The organism is Erythrobacter sp. S249 (assembly GCF_057364975.1).
In genome coordinates this window covers 1,925,051-1,944,046 of the sequence record NZ_CP200287.1, presented here as the reverse complement: position 1 = coordinate 1,944,046, position 18,996 = coordinate 1,925,051, and the positions used below count along the sequence as shown (strand labels likewise).

Genomic DNA, 18,996 nt, shown 5'->3' with positions numbered 1-18,996 from the left:
GGCTGGCCCGCAGGTGGTGAGCGGGGTTAGACTGCGTCTTATGCTGACATCCGCGCTCATTTCGCCCGATCTTGCCGCCTCTGCTGAGGAGCTTGGCCCTAGCCTTGTCGCTCTGCGCCGTGCGATCCATGCCGAACCGGAACTGGGCCTGGAGACACCCAAAACGCTGGCGAAAGTGCGCGAGGCGCTGGCTGATATCGATCTTGAATGGCGGATCGGCACTTCTTGCACCGGAGCGGTCGCGACGCTGAAAGGCGCGAAACCGGGCACATCGGGCCGCGAACGGGTTGTCCTGCGCGGAGATATGGACGCTTTGCCGATGGCGGAGAAAACCGATCTCGAGTTTGCCTCCACGATCCCGGGGCGAATGCACGCCTGCGGGCATGATACCCACACCGCCATGCTGGTGACAGCTGCCAAGCTGCTCGCTGCGCGCCGCGCCGATATCGCAGGCGAGGTCGATTTCATGTTTCAACCGGGTGAGGAGGGATATCACGGCGCGCGCTTTATGCTGGAAGATGGGTTGCTTGGCGGGGAAGGCGTGGGCGATCGCCCGTTGCCCGATGCCGCCTTTGCGCTGCACATCATGCCGAACGCTGCGTATGGCGTGGTTGCGGGCAAGCCGGGGCCGCTGATGGCAGCCGCCGACCAATTCACGATTACCGTGACGGGGAAGGGCGGCCACGCCTCTATGCCGCATGATTGCGAAGACCCCGTTCCTGCCGCCGCAGCCATCGTTGGCGCTGTGCAGGCCATGGTAACGCGGCGCTTCAATGCCGCCAGCGCCGTCGTGGTCACTGTGACGCAAATCCACACTGGCACGGCGCATAACGTCATCCCAGATGACGCCACTGTGTCAGGCACGATCCGCACTTTAACCGCAGAAAACCGCGCGAAAGTGCACCGGCTGATGACTGACGTCACGTCTAATACGGCGGCGGCTTATGGCGTCACGGCGGCTTGCGAGATCGAACCGGGCTTTCCCGTGACGCTGTGCGATGGCCGCGCGGTGGAGCTGGGCCGCAAGGTTGCGAGTGCTTTGAGCGACAGCGGATCAGACGCCTGGCGCGACCTGGCCGACCCGATCATGGGCGCAGAGGATTTCTCTTACGTGCTGGAAAAGGTGCCGGGCGCGATGTTCTTCCTCGGCGTGGCGCCGGATGGGGAGGACTGGAGCAGCTGCTGCGCCATTCACTCACCGCGTATGCATGTTGACGAGAGCGCACTGCCTAGAGGCGCAGCGATGCTCGCTGGCTGCGCGCTGGAATTTCTTGAAAACGGCTGGGCGTGATTTGAGTCTTTAAGACGAACCGCGCCACAAAAAAGATTCTCTAGAATACGAACGGGAAGCGAATGACCGCCCGCATATCGGTGGCATCATCGGTGAGGCCCGCTTCGATCCCGAAATTCACGCTCGTCTTCGGATTGATCTTATAGGTCGTCCCAAACAGGAAGCGTCCAATTTGGAGATCGCGTGAACTTTGAGTAACCGCTTCCGCACCCTCGGTTAGAGCCCGGGTGGTGGTCTCGGTGCCAAAGCCCCAGCTGTGGGCATAGCCAAAGTTGAGCGACAGGCGCGGGTTGAGCGCAAGGCCAACCCCAGCGCTGAAGGAAATGACGTCACCGGGATCCACTCGCTCGATCTGCACTGGCGGCAATACCGCATTGACGTCACGCGCGAAGTTCTTGGTGTAGCTGAGGCTACCGAACAGAACGCCAGGATCGCTTGGAATAATTGCGGTGATGCCCGGTGTTACACCCCAGAAGCCTGACCCCGTTGCCGCTTCACTCGCTTCACCAAATTGGTTACGAGTGAGTTCGAATGGGCCTTTTCCGGTTGGAATATCAACCTGCAGATTGCCGATCAAATAGGCCCCAAAGCCCTTGGGAGCATGCAATTGCTTGCGCAGCAGCACTTCGACATCGCCAATGCCATAGCCGTTGGCGCTGTTGTCGATCTCGCGCGTTTCACCGTTGGCATCAGGCCCAGCGACCGGCGTCAGGACTGAGGTGTCCCAACGGGCGATAAACGGCACATCGACGCCAATTTCGAGATCATCGGTCAGGCCATATTGCAGGCCAACCTTTTGTGTGAACACGTCCTGGCGGCTTTCATTGATGTCAAACACGCCAACAAGGACGGATTCGACCACTTCCACGCCGCGGAACAAGGCGCGGTTGCGGTCTGCGCGGGCATAGCTCCACTCAACCTCGCCGCTCAACTTGCCCTTTTGGGTGATTGCGCTGCCCTGACGGCCCAGCGCGGCAATTTCTGGCTGGCGATCGGCATCTTCCGGTGCAACACCCACGGCGCCCTGTGGACGGCCCTGAGAACCGCTCGCTGGCGCATTCTGAGTACCTTGTGGAGCGGCAGAGGCGACACGGCGCGCCGCGGCCTCAGGCTGAGCCTGAGAAGGCGTAGCGGCCGCCCGGCGAGCCACTGGCTCTTCGCCTAGAGCAAGCGCCAAGCGCCGCTCCATCGCGTCCAATTGGTTTTGCTGAGCTTGAAGCGCGCTAATCTGCTGCGCGATCGAATCCCGCTGCGCCGACACTTCCGCGCGCAATTGCGCGAGTTCAGCTGCATTTGTGGGAGTTTTAGTCTGTGTGTCCGGCTTTGTAGCAACGCGCGCCGCTGGTGTGGCAGAGCGTGTGCCAACAGGCTGCACCACGGGCCGCGAAACCATTTCGATTTCGCGCGTCTGCGTGCCAGCGCCTTGCCCAGCGTCCTGGGCCGCTGCGGGCCCTGCGAGCAAAGCGGCGCCCATAAGAGCGAAGCTCAGAAATGCGTTGCGCATTGTGTATTACCATCCGTCCGGACAGTCGCGACTAAGGTCAGTCGAAACTGAAGTTTGCTGCATCCTCAGCAAGCGAACCCAGAGACGGAATAAGCGAACCAATTTGACCAACTGCCAGTCTCGACAGGTCGAGATCAACGGTGGTGACGGTCGAAATGGTGCGATCATCGGCGGAATTGGTGATGATACTGCCGGTTGCCCGGCCTGCCAGGTGAACAACCTGAGTTTGAGGAACCGAAATGGTTATACGGCTGCCTGTATCGTCGCCATCGGTTTCCACCGACACGTCCTGAGACACTTGCTCAATCGATACAACGGGTCCGCCCTCAGCCAGCACATAGGACGAGCGCAATACGAGCTCTCCATCAATGCTGGTTTCCTGGGTGATAGCCATGTCCAGATCGATGCCACCGGGAAGAATAAATCCGCCGCGTTCGCCCGCCAAAGCAGCGTCATCCATCGCGGCAACCACGCCAAATGGCGATTGCGCAGCGACAGGTGCAGCCACAAAGGCAAGTATCACAGCAAGAAAGCGAATAAATCGCGTCATTAAAATTCCCCGTAGCCCGGCGCGGTAAGGTTCAGCACTTGCTGACTCACCGGCTGGAACATGCCCTGGTCCGCCCCAAATGCTGCGACGCGGCCCCATTGCGCGTCTGCATTAAAGGCAAGATGGTTAATATTTGCTCCACCTGTCACGACAAAATAGACGCCGTTCCAGGTTTCTTCGAATTCTTCGCGGTCCATCCGGCGTAGCCCCAGCGAGGGATCTCCGACCAGGACGAAGCCGTCTTCAATGCCCTTAACCACCACAAAGTGGCGGTATCCATTCGGCGCGATCAACGCGATGCCCGGGGTTTCAGCCTGGCGAACTTGGTCAAGCGAAACCTTATAGCCGTTTGCGTCAATTCCCTGAGCGGCGAGGTAACGTTTCATGTCGAGCAGGGAAAAACCCTGCTTTTGAATCGCCGCCTGATCGCCATCACGCCACATGCCGCGAAACACCAAGCCTTCGCCCTGTTCGCGCCCGTAATGGTACGTCAGCAGCGTTGCTAGCGCGGCAGAACCGCAGCTGAAATCAAATTGCTGCCGAACGACCGTGTCATAGCGCGTCTCGACCATGCTGCGCGGCGCGGTTTCCAGCGCCAGCGAGCCGGCATGTGTTGTGAGCTGAAACCCGCCGTCATCGACGGGCACAGCGGCACAAGCTGGCAGGAGCATAGCCCCTGCCATTGCCGTGATCATTCGTGAGACGCCGCGAAATGCCATAGTGCAGTACTGGCTTATTGCGCCGGAAGCGCGATGTTCACCTGGATAGAGGCGTTGATCGCAACGTTATTGCCGGTGTTGGCATTGAGAATGGTCATGCCATTCATGTTGTTAAAGGCATTGTCGCTGATTGAGATCGTACCCGTGTTCGAATTGTCGCCGACGCTATTGCCGCCAACGCTGTTCGTCTGATCCGAATTGGTCAGCTGAGTGAGATCTTCTTTACCAGCGATTTTCGCCAGCTTGCCTTCGTCCACCGGAGTGGCATCAGCAAAAACTGACTTTGCCGCAGGCGCACTTTGCTCTGCAATCGCTGGTTTCGCGTCTTCGGCAAGTGCCGGAGAAGCAACCGCAGCGGCAGCCAGTGCAAATGCCATGCTAATCTTAGTCATAGCTTAGACTCCTTGTTTTTCAGGTGCCTGCGCCAGCCCGCCCATGCGAGAAGGCGGCGCGAGGCAGACCTGAAATACGACTTAGTTTCCGCCGAAACTGTCGCCTGAAACAGCGATGGTAACGCTGGCATTTTGCGATGCGCCCACACCAGTGTTCTGGTTCAGCGCATTGTTGCCTGCATAATTGCGGAAAGAGCTGCCACGGTTGACGAGATTGTTGCTGAGACGAGATGTGTCTCCAAGATCACCGTAGTCAACGTCGACGCCGGTTACGACGTTCGAGAGAGCGGTGTCTGCAACGATTGCAGCGCCGTTGAAGTTGTAGTTTTTGTTCGAACCTACGCCCTGAGCGATGTTGTCCGAGTTGTCGTCGAAGCTGTCAACGTAATCGCGGTTGTCATCAAAGCTGTCGTTGAACTCACGGTTTGAGTTGTCGTTGAAGCTGTTGTTGTCCGAGTTATCGTCGAAGCTATCGTTAAAGTTGTCGGTGTTGTCGTCGAAGCTGTCTTCAACGATGGTCACGTCAGTATCGACATCAACCAGATCGTTATCGACGGTTACGTCGGTGTCTGTGCTGGTCGCATCCTGAGCGAAAGCTGAGGTGCTAGCCGAGAGTACGGCAACAGCGGCAATCAATGCGGTTTTCATTATTTGGTCTCCTAAACGAATCATGGACACTGATGTGCCCGTCGCTCAGCAACAATACGCATGGACCTCGTTAGAAAAAGGAAACCAATGTACCTAAAAGGAAGTTAATTTTCGGGCCCTCACGCCCGGTAGAGCGGATTTTGAACCCCTTAATTTGCACAGGTCGATCACGGCAAAGCGAATCGTCGCCATGGGCCGATCAGGCGACGCTGAGGGGCTCTTCAGCCCAGCTTAGAAGCGATAGCCTACCCGCACACCGACCCGGATTGCGTCATCGTCGAACCGTTCATCATTGGAGGATTTGAGACGGTATTCCGCGCTGGCATTGGCATAGAGACCGCGCGATGCGCGTCCCCAGGCAAGCTCCACTGCGGGCGCGACATAGCTGTCTTCACGCAGCGCGCCGTTGGGATCGCCCTGAGCCACGCGGGCGTCATAATCCCACTGGCGATATTCGAGCGACGGGCGAAAACGCAGACGCTTGGCAATCGGGAGGCTGTATTTCACCCGCGCGCTTTGCCGTTCAAAGCTGCGGCGCGGCTCATTATCGCTTTGCATGTCCTCTTGGCGGACGTCCAAGCGAACCCAGTGATAGGGGCCAAGGCGGCGATTGTATTGCGCGGTCACCTGATAGCCATCGCCATCACCGCCCACAGTGGTGTCATATTCGCGCTCGCGATATTCGGCGGTGGCGCGCACACGGTCGTTGCCGCGCTGCCATTGCACGCGCGCGCCGACGCTGGTCTGATCGGCGCTAAACGCCTCCAAAACCGCAATATTTTCATAACGGCGCAAATGCCCGCGCAGCTGAAACTCGTCAGATACCTGATGCGTCACGTGCAGACGTCCAACCGCCGTTTCCAGGCCGTCGCGGCCGTCATCGCGAAACTCAAACAGGCGTCCTTCGGCCTCCGCCCGGACGCTGGTCGTCTCGCTGAGGTCAAATGTCACGCCAAGCCGAGCGCGTATGCCGACGCCGGAGCTGTCTATCGCATCGCCTTGGTCGAAATCCAGATCGGATTCGACGCCGCGAACTTCGACCAGACCGTCGAACTGGACGCGGTCTTCAATGGCAGTTTTTTCGGCGACCACGTCCTCTTGCGGGCCGGTCACCTGCGCGCCCGCAGGCGAGCCGAGAACGGCCAAAGCCAGAGCCGGGCCGAGCCATTTCATGCGTTGCGGCATGGCCATAACAAACGGAAACTTCACGGCTTGATCCTTTCATTGAGGCTTTTCGCAGCCTTCCGGAGGCGCTCCTTGAGCTCCTCCTCATCCATTTCTGCTTCGATCAGCGCATGCTCATGGCGGCGCGCCATCTCACTTAGCTTGGGGTCGCCAAACGTTGTCGCGGTTCCAGCGATTTGATGCAGCAAGTGCCTGATTTCATCGATGGTTGCATCGCTGAAATCAGCGTTTTTGATCGCGGCCTCAACCAGTTTCAGCGTGCGCGTATTGCGGTCTCGAAACTGCTGTTCCAGCGCCTCCATCAGCGCTGGCTCAATCGTGGAGGCTGGTTTTGATCCTCGTTTATCCGCCTTGTGGCCCCACGCCTCCAAAGTGGCGCCCAGATCCTTAAGCGCGACCGGTTTGGCCAGAAAGGCCTGCATCCCGCAGGCGCGGTAGGAGCGGATCTCGTCAAAGCTGGTGGCGGCCGTGACCGCAATAATCGGCAGCGCGTCGGCGTCGAACCCGCGAGCGCGCAGGCGCTTGGTGGTCTCAACACCGTCCAAAATCGGCATCATCACATCGACCAGCATCAGCGAATAGGGCCGTCCTTCGGCTTTTGCAGCCTCGACCATGTCGATCGCTTCCAGCCCGTTGGCGGCAATATCCATCTCGACCGAGAAATGCTCGGCCATGGCCCGCATCGCCTCAGCGCTGATCGGCGTGTCTTCGGCCAGCAGAACGCGCAGCGCTTTCGCGCTGGCACCGGCTTTGGCGGTCGCCCACTGGGTGTTTGATGCTTGTTTCACCCGGCGCTTATGTAAGAATATGATTAAGACGGAGCTAACGATGTTTACCTAAGCCAGCGGGCTGAAAACGCGTTCACTCCTTCGTGACGTCATTTTACATCTCGCGTGCTCTGCAGCCGTCTTTCCTGCACAGGCCGCACAGCCCCCTAATAAACAAGCCCGTGATGATTAACGGTTAATTAGGGATAATTCCTTAGCGCCAGACCCTGAGTAATAACCATGAAAGGCAGCTTTGCTGGCTGCTTGGCCGGATCGCTCCGGCCGCGCCCACCCATTCATGGCCGATGAAACGGCCAGCTTGGGCGGGAAAACAAAGGGGGTCTGGGGCATATTGGCAGCTGGGTAAGCATTGTCGTCATTCTCGTATCTGCCCGCATCGCGGCAGGGGCGAATGAGGCCGCAATGCTCCATCATCTGCTGATCCCATACACATCGTGACCGCGCTTTCGCCTACACCTGCGCTGGAAGACAGCAAACCATCAAGCTCCGCACCCGCGCGCACGAACTCGCGCGGCTCGCGGCGCATGCGCGCTGTCCGGCGAGAGCTGCTGGGCCAATGGCTCGGTCCGCTGCTGGTCGCGATTGCGCTGGCCGTCCTCCATCAGTTTGGCGCCTTTGCGCAAATGGATGGACGTTTCTTCGATGCCGTCACCGTCAATCAAGCAGGCAGCCAACCCAGCGTAGTGGTGATTGAGCGCGATCCTAGATTTGCCGCGCAAGACCCAGCGCAATTTACTGCATTGGAGCGCTCGCTTGCCAATCTGGGCGTTGAGCGGATCGGCTATCTCGGCGCTGATCGCGGCCGCGTGGCGTCAAGCTCTGTTCCCGTCATTGTTGGTCTGCCAGCGCAGCAATTGCCCGAAAATGAAAGCTGGGAGCTAGAGGCCGCAGGCAATGCCGGATCAGCGATCCCAGCGGCTCGGTCCCTGGCCCCGGCGCAATATGGCATCAACCGCGCGCAATCGGCGGTTCTGCCGGGACGCAGCGAAAGCATTCCTGTGTTTGGCGCTGCGCTCGCGGGCAAAAGCCCGGCGCGCGGCGAGTTTCTGGTGCCGATGCCAAGCCGTCAAAGCATTCCGATCCTGAAGGCCAGCCAGCTAACCAGCGGCGAGATCCAACCGGGCGAACTGGCCGGGCTGGTCGCAATGGTGGTGCGGCCAGAGGCACTGCGCGGTTCGCTCAGCACACCGCTCAGCCCGAATGATCATTCCACCAGCGAGGCGATTTTCCGCGCCCATGCGGTGAACGCGCTGAGAACGGATCAAATCAGCTATTACGCCCGCGATTGGCAAGTTTGGGTCATGCTGCTGGCGCTCGGCGCGCTGCTGGCGCTGGTCTACCGAGAGACCGATCCCAAGCGATTGGCGGTCTTGGTTCCGATCAGTTTCAGTCTGCTCATCGCCGCGACCTGCTGGGCCGTTTTGCTGTTTACGAACACCCTGCTGCCCGTCGCCGCGCTGATGCTGGCGCCGTGGATCATCACGTTCCAACGCGTGATCGAGCGCGAAACCTCACAAGATCGCCGCCTGGAACGCACCGCCTCACGCGCAGTGCAAACCTCGTTCAACCGCTCGGCCTTGCGCGAAGGCGCGCGCCTGCCGCAGCTGCTTGGTTCCGCCGCGCAATATGCCGGGGTTGAGCGCAGCCTGCTGGTCGAATTGCTGCCCAATGGCCAGCTGGAGCCGGTCGCGGCAAACAATGCCTCGATTGAAGACATTGCCATTGCGCCGAAACAACTCGCCGCGATCCTGAAAGACCTGCGCGCGACCTTTGCCGTGCGCGATGCCGCCGACATCGTCCCCAGCTGGGCTGGCGAAGCACGCATCGGCTGGGTCGGTGCGGGCGATCAGCAATTGTTCTGGCTCCACACCCGGCCCGACACCGCAACACCGGGCAAATCGGCGCATCTGGTGCGCGCCATTGTCACGAGTTTCCGCGAGCTGTTCCGCTGGCGCGCTGAGCTTAACGCGCGGGCCAGCCAGGACAGCCGCTATCTGCCGCTTGATGATAAGGTCGCAAGCGCCATCGCGCTGGTCGCCAACGAATCTGAGCAAGTGCGCCGCGGGTTCGACACAATCGACACCGCCGTCATCATTTTCCACCTTATCGGCTCTCCCCTGCACGCCAATGAAGCGATGCAGGAGCTGTACCGTGAAGCGGGGCTAGGCCTGTTCGACACCTCGCTGTCGGAGGCATTGCTGGCGCTGACAGAGCTCGATGCAGAGCGGGTCGAGGCGCTGATCGAAGATCTGATGCTCAACGGCTCTGAAATGCGCATGCCGATGCGCGATCTGGGCGACGGCAATCGCCAAAGCGAGCGGATGCTCCGACTTGCCGCGCCTGTCAGCCATGCTCACGGGGCGGACCGCATTCTGGTGCTTGAAGCGATTGATATGCGCGACGTGAACCGCGCCGCTGACCTGCGAAAAGCGGTGGCGAAATTCATCGATCTGCAATTGCGCAATGATTTTGAGGCGATCCTGCTCGGCTCTCAGCTCGCCAGTGACGAGCGCCTGGCCAGCGAGCAAGTGCGCAGCGTGGTTGAGCGCATTAGCGAGACCGCTCGCCGCGCGACCAGCCGCCTGGACGAGGTTGCTGGGCTGATCCGTTCTGACACGCGCGACCTTACCGAGGCCTGTTATCCAGTGGATGCCGCCGCCGTTGCCAAAGACGCAATCGCGCGCGCCTCCACCCTCGCCGACGAGCTTGGCGTTATCATCGAAGCAGAGCACCCCAGCGTCAGCGGTTTCACTCTGGCAGAGCCGAATGCGCTGGCTGACATGCTGGTCGCGATGCTGCGCGTGGTGATCGCCGATACGCCGCAGCACGGCGTGGTCAAACTGAAGCTCGAGGAGCTGCAAGGACGCACGCACATCCGCATTTCTGGCGGCTTCGGAATCGGCTTTGACCGGCTGTTGTGGCTGATCGCCAATTACGAAGAAGGCGCGGTCGGCGAATACCGCGTGATCGGCGAGGGCATGGCCAAGGTCACGCGCTGGTCAGCCAGCGTTTCCTATTGGGGCAGCCAGTCCAATGGCTTTGGATTTAATGTAGATTTGCGGGGGGTCGGCTGATGGCGGCGCGTATTCTGGTGATCGATGACGATCCCATTCTGGCGGGGCTGTTGCAGCTGACGCTGCAGCTAGAAGGCTATGACGTAGACGTCGCAAGCGACGGAGATGCAGGCCTCAAACAGGTTAAAGCAACGTGCTTTGACCTGATCCTGCTCGACCTTGTTATGCCCAAGATTGACGGGATCAAATTCCTGCGTCTGCTGGCCGAAAGCGGCGCGCATCGCCCGCCAGTGATGATCGTGTCCTCTGCAACCGAAGAGAAGCTGACCGAGCAGTATCATGCCCTGGGTGTGGTCGATATCGCTCGCAAGCCGGTGGAGCCTGCTGAACTGGTCAAACGCGCAGCCCGCGCGCTGGCGGGTGGAAGCGCGCCGGTATCGGCTGAACCAGCGGCGGAGCAGGGCTGAGATAATACGCCGTGGACCTTTTTCCTCTCACCATATTTCCTGAAGGCGGATTGGCCGGATCGATCATCACGACCGTGTGGGTCGGTGTGTTCGTCATGTGCTTTTTCAACCTGCGCTATGGCTGGGTGCTGTCGGGTCTGGTGGTGCCGGGCTATCTCGTCCCGCTGATGATCGTGAAGCCGTTCGCGGCGCTCGTGATCAGTGTTGAGGCGATCGTCGCGTATCTCATCGTCTGGGTGTTCTCGCAAAAGATTGCGCCGGGTCGCTTCCCCAGCCTGTTTGGCCGCGACCGTTTCATGGGTCTGATCCTCGCCAGCATCGCGGTGCGTCTGTCGTTTGACGGCCTGCTGCTGCCGGAATTTTCAGGCTGGCTGGAGGAAAACTTTGACCGGCGGATCGATTGGGAAAACAATCTGCAAAGCTTCGGCCTCGTCATCATCTCATTGATGGCGAACCAGTTTTGGAAACCGGGCCTCAAACGCGGCCTGCCAATGGCCTGCGTCACCATCGGCCTCACCTATCTGATCGTTCGCTACGGCCTGATGGAGATCACCAATTTCCGCATCAGCGGCGTGTTCTACCTCTATGAAGGGCTCGCAAGCTCGATCCTCGCCAGCCCCAAAGCCTATATCATCCTGACGCTGACAGCGCTGATCGCGAGCCATTACAACGTCAAATATGGCTGGGATTTCTCCGGCATTCTGATCCCGGCGCTGATCGCGCTGCAATGGTATCAGCCGACCAAAATCCTGACCTCGTTCGGCGAGGCGATCCTGATCTATTGCATCGCACGGATGATCCTGCAGCTGCCGTTTATGGCCAATGTCACGCTGGAGGGCGGGCGCAAACTGCTGCTCTTCTTCAACATCAGCTTCGCTTGGAAAATGGCGCTGGGCTGGTTCATCGTGTGGCAGGGGATTGACGTAAAGACGACCGACTTCTTCGGCTTCGGCTATCTGCTCTCCACGCTGATCGCGATCAAAGCGCATGACAAAGACATCTTCCCGCGCGTTGCCCGTTCCACCTTGCAGGTCAGCCTTGCTGGCGCGGTGATCGGCAATTTCGTTGGCTTTACACTGACCGCTGCGACCGCGCGTGCGCCATGGAACGATGGCCCGGTTCAGGCTGACGGCCTGCGCTCTGGCAATTCGCCTCAGCTCAACGCGCTGATCGTAAATGCGGTCGGCGATGCGCACACCCGCGTGATGCGCGGCGCGGCTCAGCCGTTGTCGAACGAGGGCCGTCGCACCCTCTCGCGGCTGGTTGAACTGATCGAAGAAGGCGTGCCTGAAATCGCGCCGGAATTTCATCAACGCGCCAGCGGTTGGCGTTTGCTGCGGATCGAGGACGGTCGCCTCGCGATTATCCGCGATGACGACAAAGGCGCAGAATTGCTGGTGTTCGACCCCAATGCTGCCCGCGATCAGGCGATCATCCTGCCTGACCCCACAGCCATGCCAGGCCTCGCCAATGCCGCGCTAGCTCTGCAACGCAATCAGGATGCACGCTGGCTCGTGCTTGCTGCGCCAGCGCCAGCCGGACGCACTAGCGACAGCAATATCGCTCAGATCTTTATCGATGCAACGCAAACTGCGCATATCGTGGTCAGCGCAGCGGGCCCGGATGCTGAATCGCGTTTTGCCTTTGCCGATGGCGCAGCCGCCGCCGCCAACGTTGCGGCTTTGCGCCAAGTCGCGCCCGACCTCAAAGTCAGCCTGGCTGGCGAAGGGCGCGGGCTGCGCGGTGACTATGCAACCTTGGAGCTGAGCGAGGCGTCGTTGCGCCATATCGCCGGACTGACCACGCCCGCACGGCCGACTGAACAACCAAAGGTGTGCACCCTGTCCCGCAGCGCGGCTGAAGACAGCCATTGGGACGACCTGCCTCAACTCGCCTTTGCCCGGTTCGAAATCGCTGCGCCTATGATCGAGCGCGTCCGTGCTGGTGAAACACCAGAAATTGCCAGCGCCGGGGCGCAAATGGCCGGCATGGACATCACTCGCTGCCGCTTCGGCTCCAAAACGCACTGGAGCCTGTCGGCGGCTGGCCGCGATGAAGGCAATATCTTCCTCGCCGAGGGGCAAGAGCCGCAAAAAGCAGTTTTGACCTTTGAAAACTCACGCGGCGTCCTGCCCGCCCGGGTTGGCGTAGCGGTGCATGGCAAATGGGGTTCAAACGCCTTGTTCGTCGCCAACCGAAGCGACAGTTTCCTGCGCGATCCGCACACGATCTTTGATGTCACATGGCAGGAATGGGTCCGCAGCCAAGAAGGCGTGGAGGATCCGATGGTCTTCCAATTACGCGCCCGCCCACGTGAAGCAGTCAACTATCGCGGCGGCGTTGATGTGCTGGTGGCGAAAGACCGCATTGGGCCAGAACAGCCTGCATTTGGCGAGGTCATCTCTGCCCTGCGCAGCGCCGGGCTGCGCGCTGAAACGGTTACCAATGCTCACAATCAGGCGGGCATGGAGGCTCGTCCCAGCATGTCGCTGCGCTATTTCGAAAGCACCAGCGAGCGGCGCTATGCCTTTGGCTGGTTAATGTTCCCTGGCATCGGGGAGCGTGCAGAATGACTTTGTCCATGCTCGCCAAGTCTTTGGTGTTTGCTGTGCTGGCGCTGGCCTCGGGCTGGGCCGGGCGCGAATATGCAATCCCGCTCGCAAACTATCTCACCGATGTGCGCGATATCACCGCGCGCGATGCCCGCATTTCAAAACGCTCCATCGTTTACCGAATTCCAGAAAATGACGAGCTGGCCTTCACCTTCTCTCAGCCGGTGACCCAAGCCAAAATCCTGCTCGCCCCTTCGGTGACAGAGGATGTGCGCGGGCTCGAAAAAGGCTTTGTCTACGGCCTGCGGATGCGCTGGATTAGCGCAGATGGCGAAGAGATTTCTGTCCATGACGCCTATCTGCAAGCGGATTCGCCGGACGTGGTGTTTGCCTCAGGCAACACCTGGCGGTTCTTCCGTACTCAGGCCGAATTGGTCGCCGAGCAAGACCAATTGCTGGTCGAAAGCCCCGTGCCCGCCGCGCGGCTGGAACTGGAAATGTTCGACATTGAGCGCGGCATTGTCGGCGTGGATGTGCAGGTGTTCGAACAGCGCACCTATCTCGGCGCGCAATCGCTCGCAGCGTATCGGCGGCTAAGCGATGAGACGCGTGACCGCCTGACCGAGGCCAATGCCTTTCCCGCCGAAATGCTCACCCGTGAAGAGCGCTTTTACCTGGGCCGCAACCAATGGCGTGCGGTGGGTCCGCTGGGCATTAGCGGGCGTGATTACACCATGCTGGTGCTGTATGAGGCATCGCGCGACGATATCTCCGAGAGCTTTGGCGAAAGTGATGCGCCATGAGCCGCGCAAAACCAATCCTAGCGGGCGGCGCTGCTGCCGCAATTTTCGCGGGCGCAGCCTATCTGTTCCCTCCCTTTGGCGAGGTACAAGGCACAGCCTTTGCCGATAATGCCGATCTGGCCCGCGCGCAAAGCGCCTTTGCTGAACTGCTTGCCGGCAACAAGGATCGCTTGGCTGACCTTGCAGAGCTGGGCCTTAATGGTTCGGCTGTGCCCGGCGCTGAAGGCGCTATGCTGCTAAGCGAAGGCGCTGGCGATTGTCAGGCACGCGGGATCTATTGGGTGCGCGAAGGGGCCGGGCCGCCACTCGCGATCACTGCGCCGCATCGCGGTTCAGATCGTCACACCGGCAGCCTCGCCTCTGCCCTGTTCTTAGAAACCAGCGCGCGGGCCGCCGCGTGGAATTCTGCGCCGCGCCGCAAGACCAGCGGGTGCGAGTATGCGCTCGATTTGGCCCGCACCAAGGATCACCTGTTCAGCGCCTTTGCGCTTGCTTTTGCAGAGGCTGCGCCAAATGGCCTCAACGTGCAGCTGCACGGCTTTGACGGAGATCGCCGAGACAGCGTGGCTGCGCAAAGTGCTGGCATGATTCTGAGCAATGGTACTGAGGAGCCGAGCGAGCGTCTGCTTGATCTAGCGGATTGCCTCAGCATGGCCTTCGCGCCCGTTCCCGTGCTCGTCTATCCCGGCGACACTGGCGAGCTGGGCGCGCTGTCCAACGCTCAGGGGCAATTGCTGCGCGAGGCCGGTTTCGACGGCTTTGTCCATATCGAAATCTCTGCCGACCTGCGCGCAGCCATGATCGAGGATGGCGCCCTGCGGGCAAAGCTCGGCGCGTGCCTGGTGGAGGCCGCGACATGAGCGTCCACACCAAAATTGATGCCGGGCTCGCCGCGCCGCAGGAACGCCTGCTGGCCGACCGTTTGACCGCTGGGCTCGCGCCCAAAATGCGCCCCGTGTTCGAAGACGTCCACGCCGAAATTTTGGCGCTGACCGACAAGCAAAGCGAATTTGCCGATCCGCGCGTGCACGCCGAGCTGCTGGCGAAATATTGCGCTCAGCAAAGTGACTCCATCGCCGCGCTGGCCACTGCCGAGCGCGAGTTTCAGACCCGCCACGCCAACGCTATTGACCAAGCGGAAGAGCGCGCTGCGATCCTCGATTTCGCCCGAGCATTGGGCGCAGACCGCAAGCAATTGAACAGCGACCGCAAGGCGTTTGATGTCTATTTCGATGCCGATGCAGCCGTCGAGCGCTTCCACAAGCGCGTCGGTGAGCGCGAGCGGGCATTAGCCCATGCGGTTGAGCGGCTCGGCCTGATCGCCGCCGATGCCGTCGCCGCCGACCCGATGATGGTCCACACCGCATTCTTCGTCGATCTGTTCGACGATCTGCTGGACGCAATGCGCAGCTGGCGCGGGGATGCGCGCATCCGCTGCGCCGCGCACACTTGCCTGGCGACCATTGCCAAACAAATCGACCATTGGCCCTTCGGCGCGTGGCTGGAGGCGGTGCTCAGCGCAACGCGCCGGGTGTGCCTCGATGAAAGTGAAGATGTGTGGGTGCAATGCGCCGCCTTTGACGCATTGCTCGCGCTTTCGCCCAAATCCATCGCGACCGCTGTGAACGCGCGGCTGAAACAGCCGCTCTCGGCCAAGCCTGCGCGCGCTGCGGACAATGAACTGTTCCTGCGCCGCCATTTGGTGCGCCTGCTCAGCGCAAATTTCGCGCTGGATGAGGCGTTTGCGCGGCTACTTAAGAAGCTCGGCGAAGACGAAAGCGGCGCCGTGCGCCAATCGCTCGCCGATACGCTGCATCTGTTGCCAAAGCCGGTCGCAGCGGAGACGTTCGTCGCCCTGCGCGATGACAGCGACCACCAAGTTCGCGCCGCGATCTTTGCCGATGTGCCGCGCCTGCTGCAGGCAATGTCACCAGACGACTATGCGGTGCATATCGGCCACGTCCTGGCCCATGATAGCGACGAATTTGTGCTGCGCATCACATTGGACGCGGCCTCTGCGCTTGCCGCGTTTTGCCGCCAATCCGGCGACCTGGGATCCGATCGGACCATCGCGCAAATCCGCCAGCACATCACGGCGTTTCAGGCCCGCCGCCTCTCGCCCAAGCTGCTGCGTTGGGCCGATGAAGCGGCTGAGCGCGCATGGCTGATGTCTGACATTGATGCGCTGGAAATTGCCGAATCCATCCGCGAGGTGACGCGTGATCAGCGGGAAGCCGATATCCGCCCGATCAAAGCGCTCAAACCTTGGCTCGCTGAGAATAGCGAGCGCGTGGGCCGGGTGATGGCTGTGCTCGCCCAGAATGATTTTGGCCTCTCGCTCAAAAATGGTCGCCGCCCACGCATTCAGCGCGGCGAGTGGATCAAACGGCGGCTGTGGCGCGTCCTGTTCGAGGGGCGCAATTCCGCCACCGACAAACGCCAGGCGCATATCCACACCACCGGACGCCATTATTTCGGCACAGTGCTCGCCCCAAGCGCGCGCATGGCCGAACTTGCCCCAACCAAAGTGCCGGGCGAACCTCTGTTTGAAAGCAGCGAGGGCGGCTGGCGCAATTACCTTCCGCTGATCGATATGGTGCTGGCCGCGCTCGACCATGGCCAGCCGCTCGAGATCTTCACCAGCGCCGGGATCACAACCCTGACCCCGCCAGCCGGCCTATTCAACCGCGCGCGCGCATTCTGGCGCATCTCGCGCGAATTCGCGGCGCTCGCCAATCAGCGCAACCGAGAGCCTGCGGAATACCTTGAGGCTCTGCGCGGACATGGGATCGACACCGCATTCCGCGGCTATGATGCGGAGCAGCCAGCCAATCCTGAAATCGCCAAGTTCTTCGGAGCGGAGGAGCCAGCATGATTGATACGCTCTCCCCACTGGTCGACAAAGCCTTTGTCTATGCCTCCACCGTCTATGAGAACAATCTCATTGAGCTGGCGATTTTCCTCGCCGCTGCCAGCCTGTGGTTCTTCACCCGGCACATCGTACTTGGCTGGTACGCCCGGCGACTGCGCAAATCGCTGAGCCTGGTGCTCGGCGGCTGGGGCACGCGCGGCAAATCCGGCACAGAGCGGCTGAAGGCAGGCTTGATGAATGCGGTGGGCCCATCCATCGTCTCGAAAACCACGGGCTGTGAGGCGATGTTCCTGATCGGCACGCCGTTTGGCGGGCTCACGGAAATGTTCCTGTTCCGCCCCTATGATAAGGCGACGATCTGGGAACAGTTCAACCTGATGAAGACCTCCAAGGGCCTCAAAACCCGGGTATTCCTGTGGGAATGCATGGGTCTCAATCCCGATTACGTCCGCGTCTTGCAGCAGGATTGGATGCGCGATGATATCGGAACCATCACCAACACCTATCCCGATCATGAGGATATCCAAGGCCCGGCTGGACGTAATATTCCAGAGGTCATGTGCGAGTTCATCCCGAACGGATCACAGCTGCTCACGACCGAAGAGGAAATGCTGCCGATCCTGCAAGAGGGCGCGGCCAGAGGTCAGACGGACATGCGCACCGTCGGCTGGAAAGAGGCCGGCCTAGTGCATCAGGATCTGCTCGACCGTTTTCCCTATGAAGAGCACCCCTACAACATCGCTTTGGTGACGGCGATGGGCGATGAGCTGGGCCTGGAACACGATTACTGCGTGCGCGAAATGTCGGACCGGGTGGTGGCCGATTTGGGCGTGCTGAAAACCTATCCGCGCTCCACCATCAATGGCCGCACGCTGGAATTTATCATGGGCATGTCGGCCAATGAACGCTTTGGCGCGATGGGCAATTGGGACCGCATGGGCATGGCCGAGCATGACCTTGCGAAAGACCCAGAGATCTTCATCAGCACCGTCGTCAACAACCGCGCCGACCGCGTGCCGCGCAGCCGCGTGTTTGCGCGCATGCTGGTGCATGATGTCGCGGCCGATCGCCACGTGTTGATCGGATCCAATGTTGAGGGGCTGATCGGCTTCATCAACGAGGAATGGGAGGCCTATGCCGCCAACCTCACCCTGTTTGAGGACGACATCGAGCCACTGACAAAGTTGGAAGCTCTGACCAAGCATCAGCGCGTCGCTCAAGACCAAGCAAGCCTCGACGGGCTACTCGCCGCTATGCTGGCGCCGCAGGCGGATGTGCTGAGCGCAGCAGACGCGATTACCGCGGCTAAAACTGGTCAGCTTGCCGAAACCCTGAACAGCGCTGGTATCCAGAACCATGAGGCCATTCTTTCGCATTACGAGGCCATGGCGGAAAGCACACGCGCCCTCTCCGAGCTCCAGCAAGCGGTCGCCAAAGGCGGCGACGCAGCTGCGTTAGATGCGCAAATGCGCGCGCTGCTGGGCAAGGCGTTCAAGGCAAAGCTGCTGCCGGTGCGCGACACCTATACTAAGGGCGAGGCGGTTGTACGTCTGGTGGCCGACAGCACCCCGCCGGGCCTCACCAACCGCATCATGGGCATGCAAAACATCAAGGGCACCGGCCTTGATTGGGTGTACCGCTGGCAGGCGTGGGAGACCGTCGCCAAGGCCTGCGAACAACTCGCCTCTGACGAACCAGCCGAGATCGAGCGCGGATATCGCGCACTCGCCAGCTTCCAGGAATTTGGCATTTTGAGCGAGCGCGCCGTGCTGGAAAGCATCGACTCGGCCCGCACACACCTCAATTCCGTACCGAGCATTTCGTCCGCGCAATTGGACGCTCTCGCCGCGCGGCTCGACAAGCAAGTTCGCGCGCAGGATCCAGTCGATGCGAATGAAGATGGCAGCGATGATGAAACGCGCAGCGCTCTCAAAGAAGCCGCCGACCGCCTGATCAACATGGCCGAGGGCTTTATCGACCCAAGCGATGCCGTGCGCCGCCGCCGCACCTCTGACAAGATCTACAAAGCGCTGATTGCAGAGCAAGTGTCCCTGCAACGCGCCGCCGCAGAACTCAAAGAAATCACCTCACGGCAAAAAGGCGGCTGGCTGTCGAAATCGATCAAGCAGCGCAGTGGGAAGCTGCTGTCGTTTAAGAAGGCGGCGTAACCCGCGATATTAGTGTGGGTGTGTGTGCAGCCGAGCATGCCGA

Annotated in this window: 15 protein-coding genes; 8 read left to right on the top strand and 7 right to left on the bottom strand. The window is 60.5% G+C overall.

Features of this window, described 5'->3' with window-relative positions:
• Positions 1-40 precede the first annotated feature (40 nt).
• Positions 41-1,291, top strand: coding sequence for a M20 metallopeptidase family protein (locus AC0V6V_RS09245; protein WP_486165099.1), 1,251 nt, complete (start codon positions 41-43; stop codon positions 1,289-1,291).
• Positions 1,292-1,331: 40 nt separating this feature from the next.
• On the opposite strand, the gene AC0V6V_RS09240 is transcribed toward AC0V6V_RS09245, so the two are convergent.
• The 7 genes from AC0V6V_RS09240 to AC0V6V_RS09210 form a co-directional block, all read right to left on the bottom strand.
• Entirely contained in the window at positions 1,332-2,795 is a 1,464-nt protein-coding gene (locus AC0V6V_RS09240; RefSeq protein ID WP_486165098.1) for a transporter, read from the bottom strand.
• 37 nt (positions 2,796-2,832) lie between these two features.
• The gene (locus tag AC0V6V_RS09235; RefSeq protein WP_486165097.1) at positions 2,833-3,345 is read right to left on the bottom strand and encodes a hypothetical protein; all 513 of its coding nucleotides are present in this window, start codon (positions 3,343-3,345) and stop codon (positions 2,833-2,835) included.
• Complete coding sequence (locus tag AC0V6V_RS09230) at positions 3,345-4,016, bottom strand: C39 family peptidase (protein WP_486166306.1); 672 nt, start codon at positions 4,014-4,016, stop codon at positions 3,345-3,347. The genes AC0V6V_RS09235 and AC0V6V_RS09230 overlap by 1 nt, the downstream gene beginning before the upstream one ends.
• A 62-nt stretch (positions 4,017-4,078) precedes the next feature.
• Entirely contained in the window at positions 4,079-4,456 is a 378-nt protein-coding gene (locus AC0V6V_RS09225) for a hypothetical protein (RefSeq protein ID WP_486165095.1), read from the bottom strand.
• A gap of 81 nt (positions 4,457-4,537) precedes the next feature.
• On the bottom strand, positions 4,538-5,104 hold the full coding sequence (locus tag AC0V6V_RS09220) for a hypothetical protein (protein WP_486137709.1): 567 nt from the start codon (positions 5,102-5,104) through the stop codon (positions 4,538-4,540).
• A gap of 231 nt (positions 5,105-5,335) precedes the next feature.
• Positions 5,336-6,313: a hypothetical protein gene (locus AC0V6V_RS09215; protein ID WP_486165094.1), complete on the bottom strand. Its 978-nt coding sequence runs from the start codon at positions 6,311-6,313 to the stop codon at positions 5,336-5,338.
• The gene (locus AC0V6V_RS09210) at positions 6,310-7,077 is read right to left on the bottom strand and encodes a response regulator (RefSeq protein WP_486165093.1); all 768 of its coding nucleotides are present in this window, start codon (positions 7,075-7,077) and stop codon (positions 6,310-6,312) included. The genes AC0V6V_RS09215 and AC0V6V_RS09210 overlap by 4 nt, the downstream gene beginning before the upstream one ends.
• A 524-nt stretch (positions 7,078-7,601) precedes the next feature.
• Between AC0V6V_RS09210 and AC0V6V_RS09205 the strand changes: the two genes are divergently transcribed.
• Genes AC0V6V_RS09205 through AC0V6V_RS09175 form a run of 7 tightly spaced genes read left to right on the top strand, consistent with a single transcriptional unit; the run spans position 7,602 to position 18,953 of the window.
• On the top strand, positions 7,602-10,151 hold the full coding sequence (locus tag AC0V6V_RS09205) for a hypothetical protein (protein ID WP_486166305.1): 2,550 nt from the start codon (positions 7,602-7,604) through the stop codon (positions 10,149-10,151).
• Positions 10,151-10,558, top strand: coding sequence for a response regulator transcription factor (locus AC0V6V_RS09200; RefSeq protein ID WP_486165091.1), 408 nt, complete (start codon positions 10,151-10,153; stop codon positions 10,556-10,558). The genes AC0V6V_RS09205 and AC0V6V_RS09200 overlap by 1 nt, the downstream gene beginning before the upstream one ends.
• 11 nt (positions 10,559-10,569) lie before the next feature.
• The gene (locus AC0V6V_RS09195; RefSeq protein WP_486165090.1) at positions 10,570-13,131 is read left to right on the top strand and encodes a poly-gamma-glutamate biosynthesis protein PgsC/CapC; all 2,562 of its coding nucleotides are present in this window, start codon (positions 10,570-10,572) and stop codon (positions 13,129-13,131) included.
• Complete coding sequence (locus AC0V6V_RS09190; protein WP_486165089.1) at positions 13,128-13,913, top strand: hypothetical protein; 786 nt, start codon at positions 13,128-13,130, stop codon at positions 13,911-13,913. The genes AC0V6V_RS09195 and AC0V6V_RS09190 overlap by 4 nt, the downstream gene beginning before the upstream one ends.
• Positions 13,910-14,773, top strand: coding sequence for a hypothetical protein (locus tag AC0V6V_RS09185; protein WP_486165088.1), 864 nt, complete (start codon positions 13,910-13,912; stop codon positions 14,771-14,773). The genes AC0V6V_RS09190 and AC0V6V_RS09185 overlap by 4 nt, the downstream gene beginning before the upstream one ends.
• Positions 14,770-16,788: a hypothetical protein gene (locus AC0V6V_RS09180; RefSeq protein WP_486165087.1), complete on the top strand. Its 2,019-nt coding sequence runs from the start codon at positions 14,770-14,772 to the stop codon at positions 16,786-16,788. Before AC0V6V_RS09185 ends, AC0V6V_RS09180 begins: the two co-directional genes overlap by 4 nt.
• Positions 16,785-18,953, top strand: a complete 2,169-nt coding sequence (locus tag AC0V6V_RS09175; protein ID WP_486165086.1) for a hypothetical protein — start codon at positions 16,785-16,787, stop codon at positions 18,951-18,953. Before AC0V6V_RS09180 ends, AC0V6V_RS09175 begins: the two co-directional genes overlap by 4 nt.
• Positions 18,954-18,996 lie beyond the last annotated feature (43 nt).

Bases quoted from the DNA above. Each gene is read 5' to 3' on its own strand.
- AC0V6V_RS09220 (WP_486137709.1), bottom strand. From the start codon at position 5,104: ATGAAAACCGCATTGATTGCCGCTGTTGCCGTACTCTCGGCTAGCACC.
- AC0V6V_RS09200 (WP_486165091.1), top strand. From the start codon at position 10,151: ATGGCGGCGCGTATTCTGGTGATCGATGACGATCCCATTCTGGCGGGG.
- AC0V6V_RS09225 (WP_486165095.1), bottom strand. From the start codon at position 4,456: ATGACTAAGATTAGCATGGCATTTGCACTGGCTGCCGCTGCGGTTGCT.
- AC0V6V_RS09245 (WP_486165099.1), top strand. From the start codon at position 41: ATGCTGACATCCGCGCTCATTTCGCCCGATCTTGCCGCCTCTGCTGAG.
- AC0V6V_RS09190 (WP_486165089.1), top strand. From the start codon at position 13,128: ATGACTTTGTCCATGCTCGCCAAGTCTTTGGTGTTTGCTGTGCTGGCG.
- AC0V6V_RS09175 (WP_486165086.1), top strand. From the start codon at position 16,785: ATGATTGATACGCTCTCCCCACTGGTCGACAAAGCCTTTGTCTATGCC.
- AC0V6V_RS09205 (WP_486166305.1), top strand. From the start codon at position 7,602: ATGCGCGCTGTCCGGCGAGAGCTGCTGGGCCAATGGCTCGGTCCGCTG.
- AC0V6V_RS09230 (WP_486166306.1), bottom strand. From the start codon at position 4,016: ATGCTCCTGCCAGCTTGTGCCGCTGTGCCCGTCGATGACGGCGGGTTT.
- AC0V6V_RS09180 (WP_486165087.1), top strand. From the start codon at position 14,770: ATGAGCGTCCACACCAAAATTGATGCCGGGCTCGCCGCGCCGCAGGAA.
- AC0V6V_RS09240 (WP_486165098.1), bottom strand. From the start codon at position 2,795: ATGCGCAACGCATTTCTGAGCTTCGCTCTTATGGGCGCCGCTTTGCTC.
- AC0V6V_RS09235 (WP_486165097.1), bottom strand. From the start codon at position 3,345: ATGACGCGATTTATTCGCTTTCTTGCTGTGATACTTGCCTTTGTGGCT.
- AC0V6V_RS09185 (WP_486165088.1), top strand. From the start codon at position 13,910: ATGAGCCGCGCAAAACCAATCCTAGCGGGCGGCGCTGCTGCCGCAATT.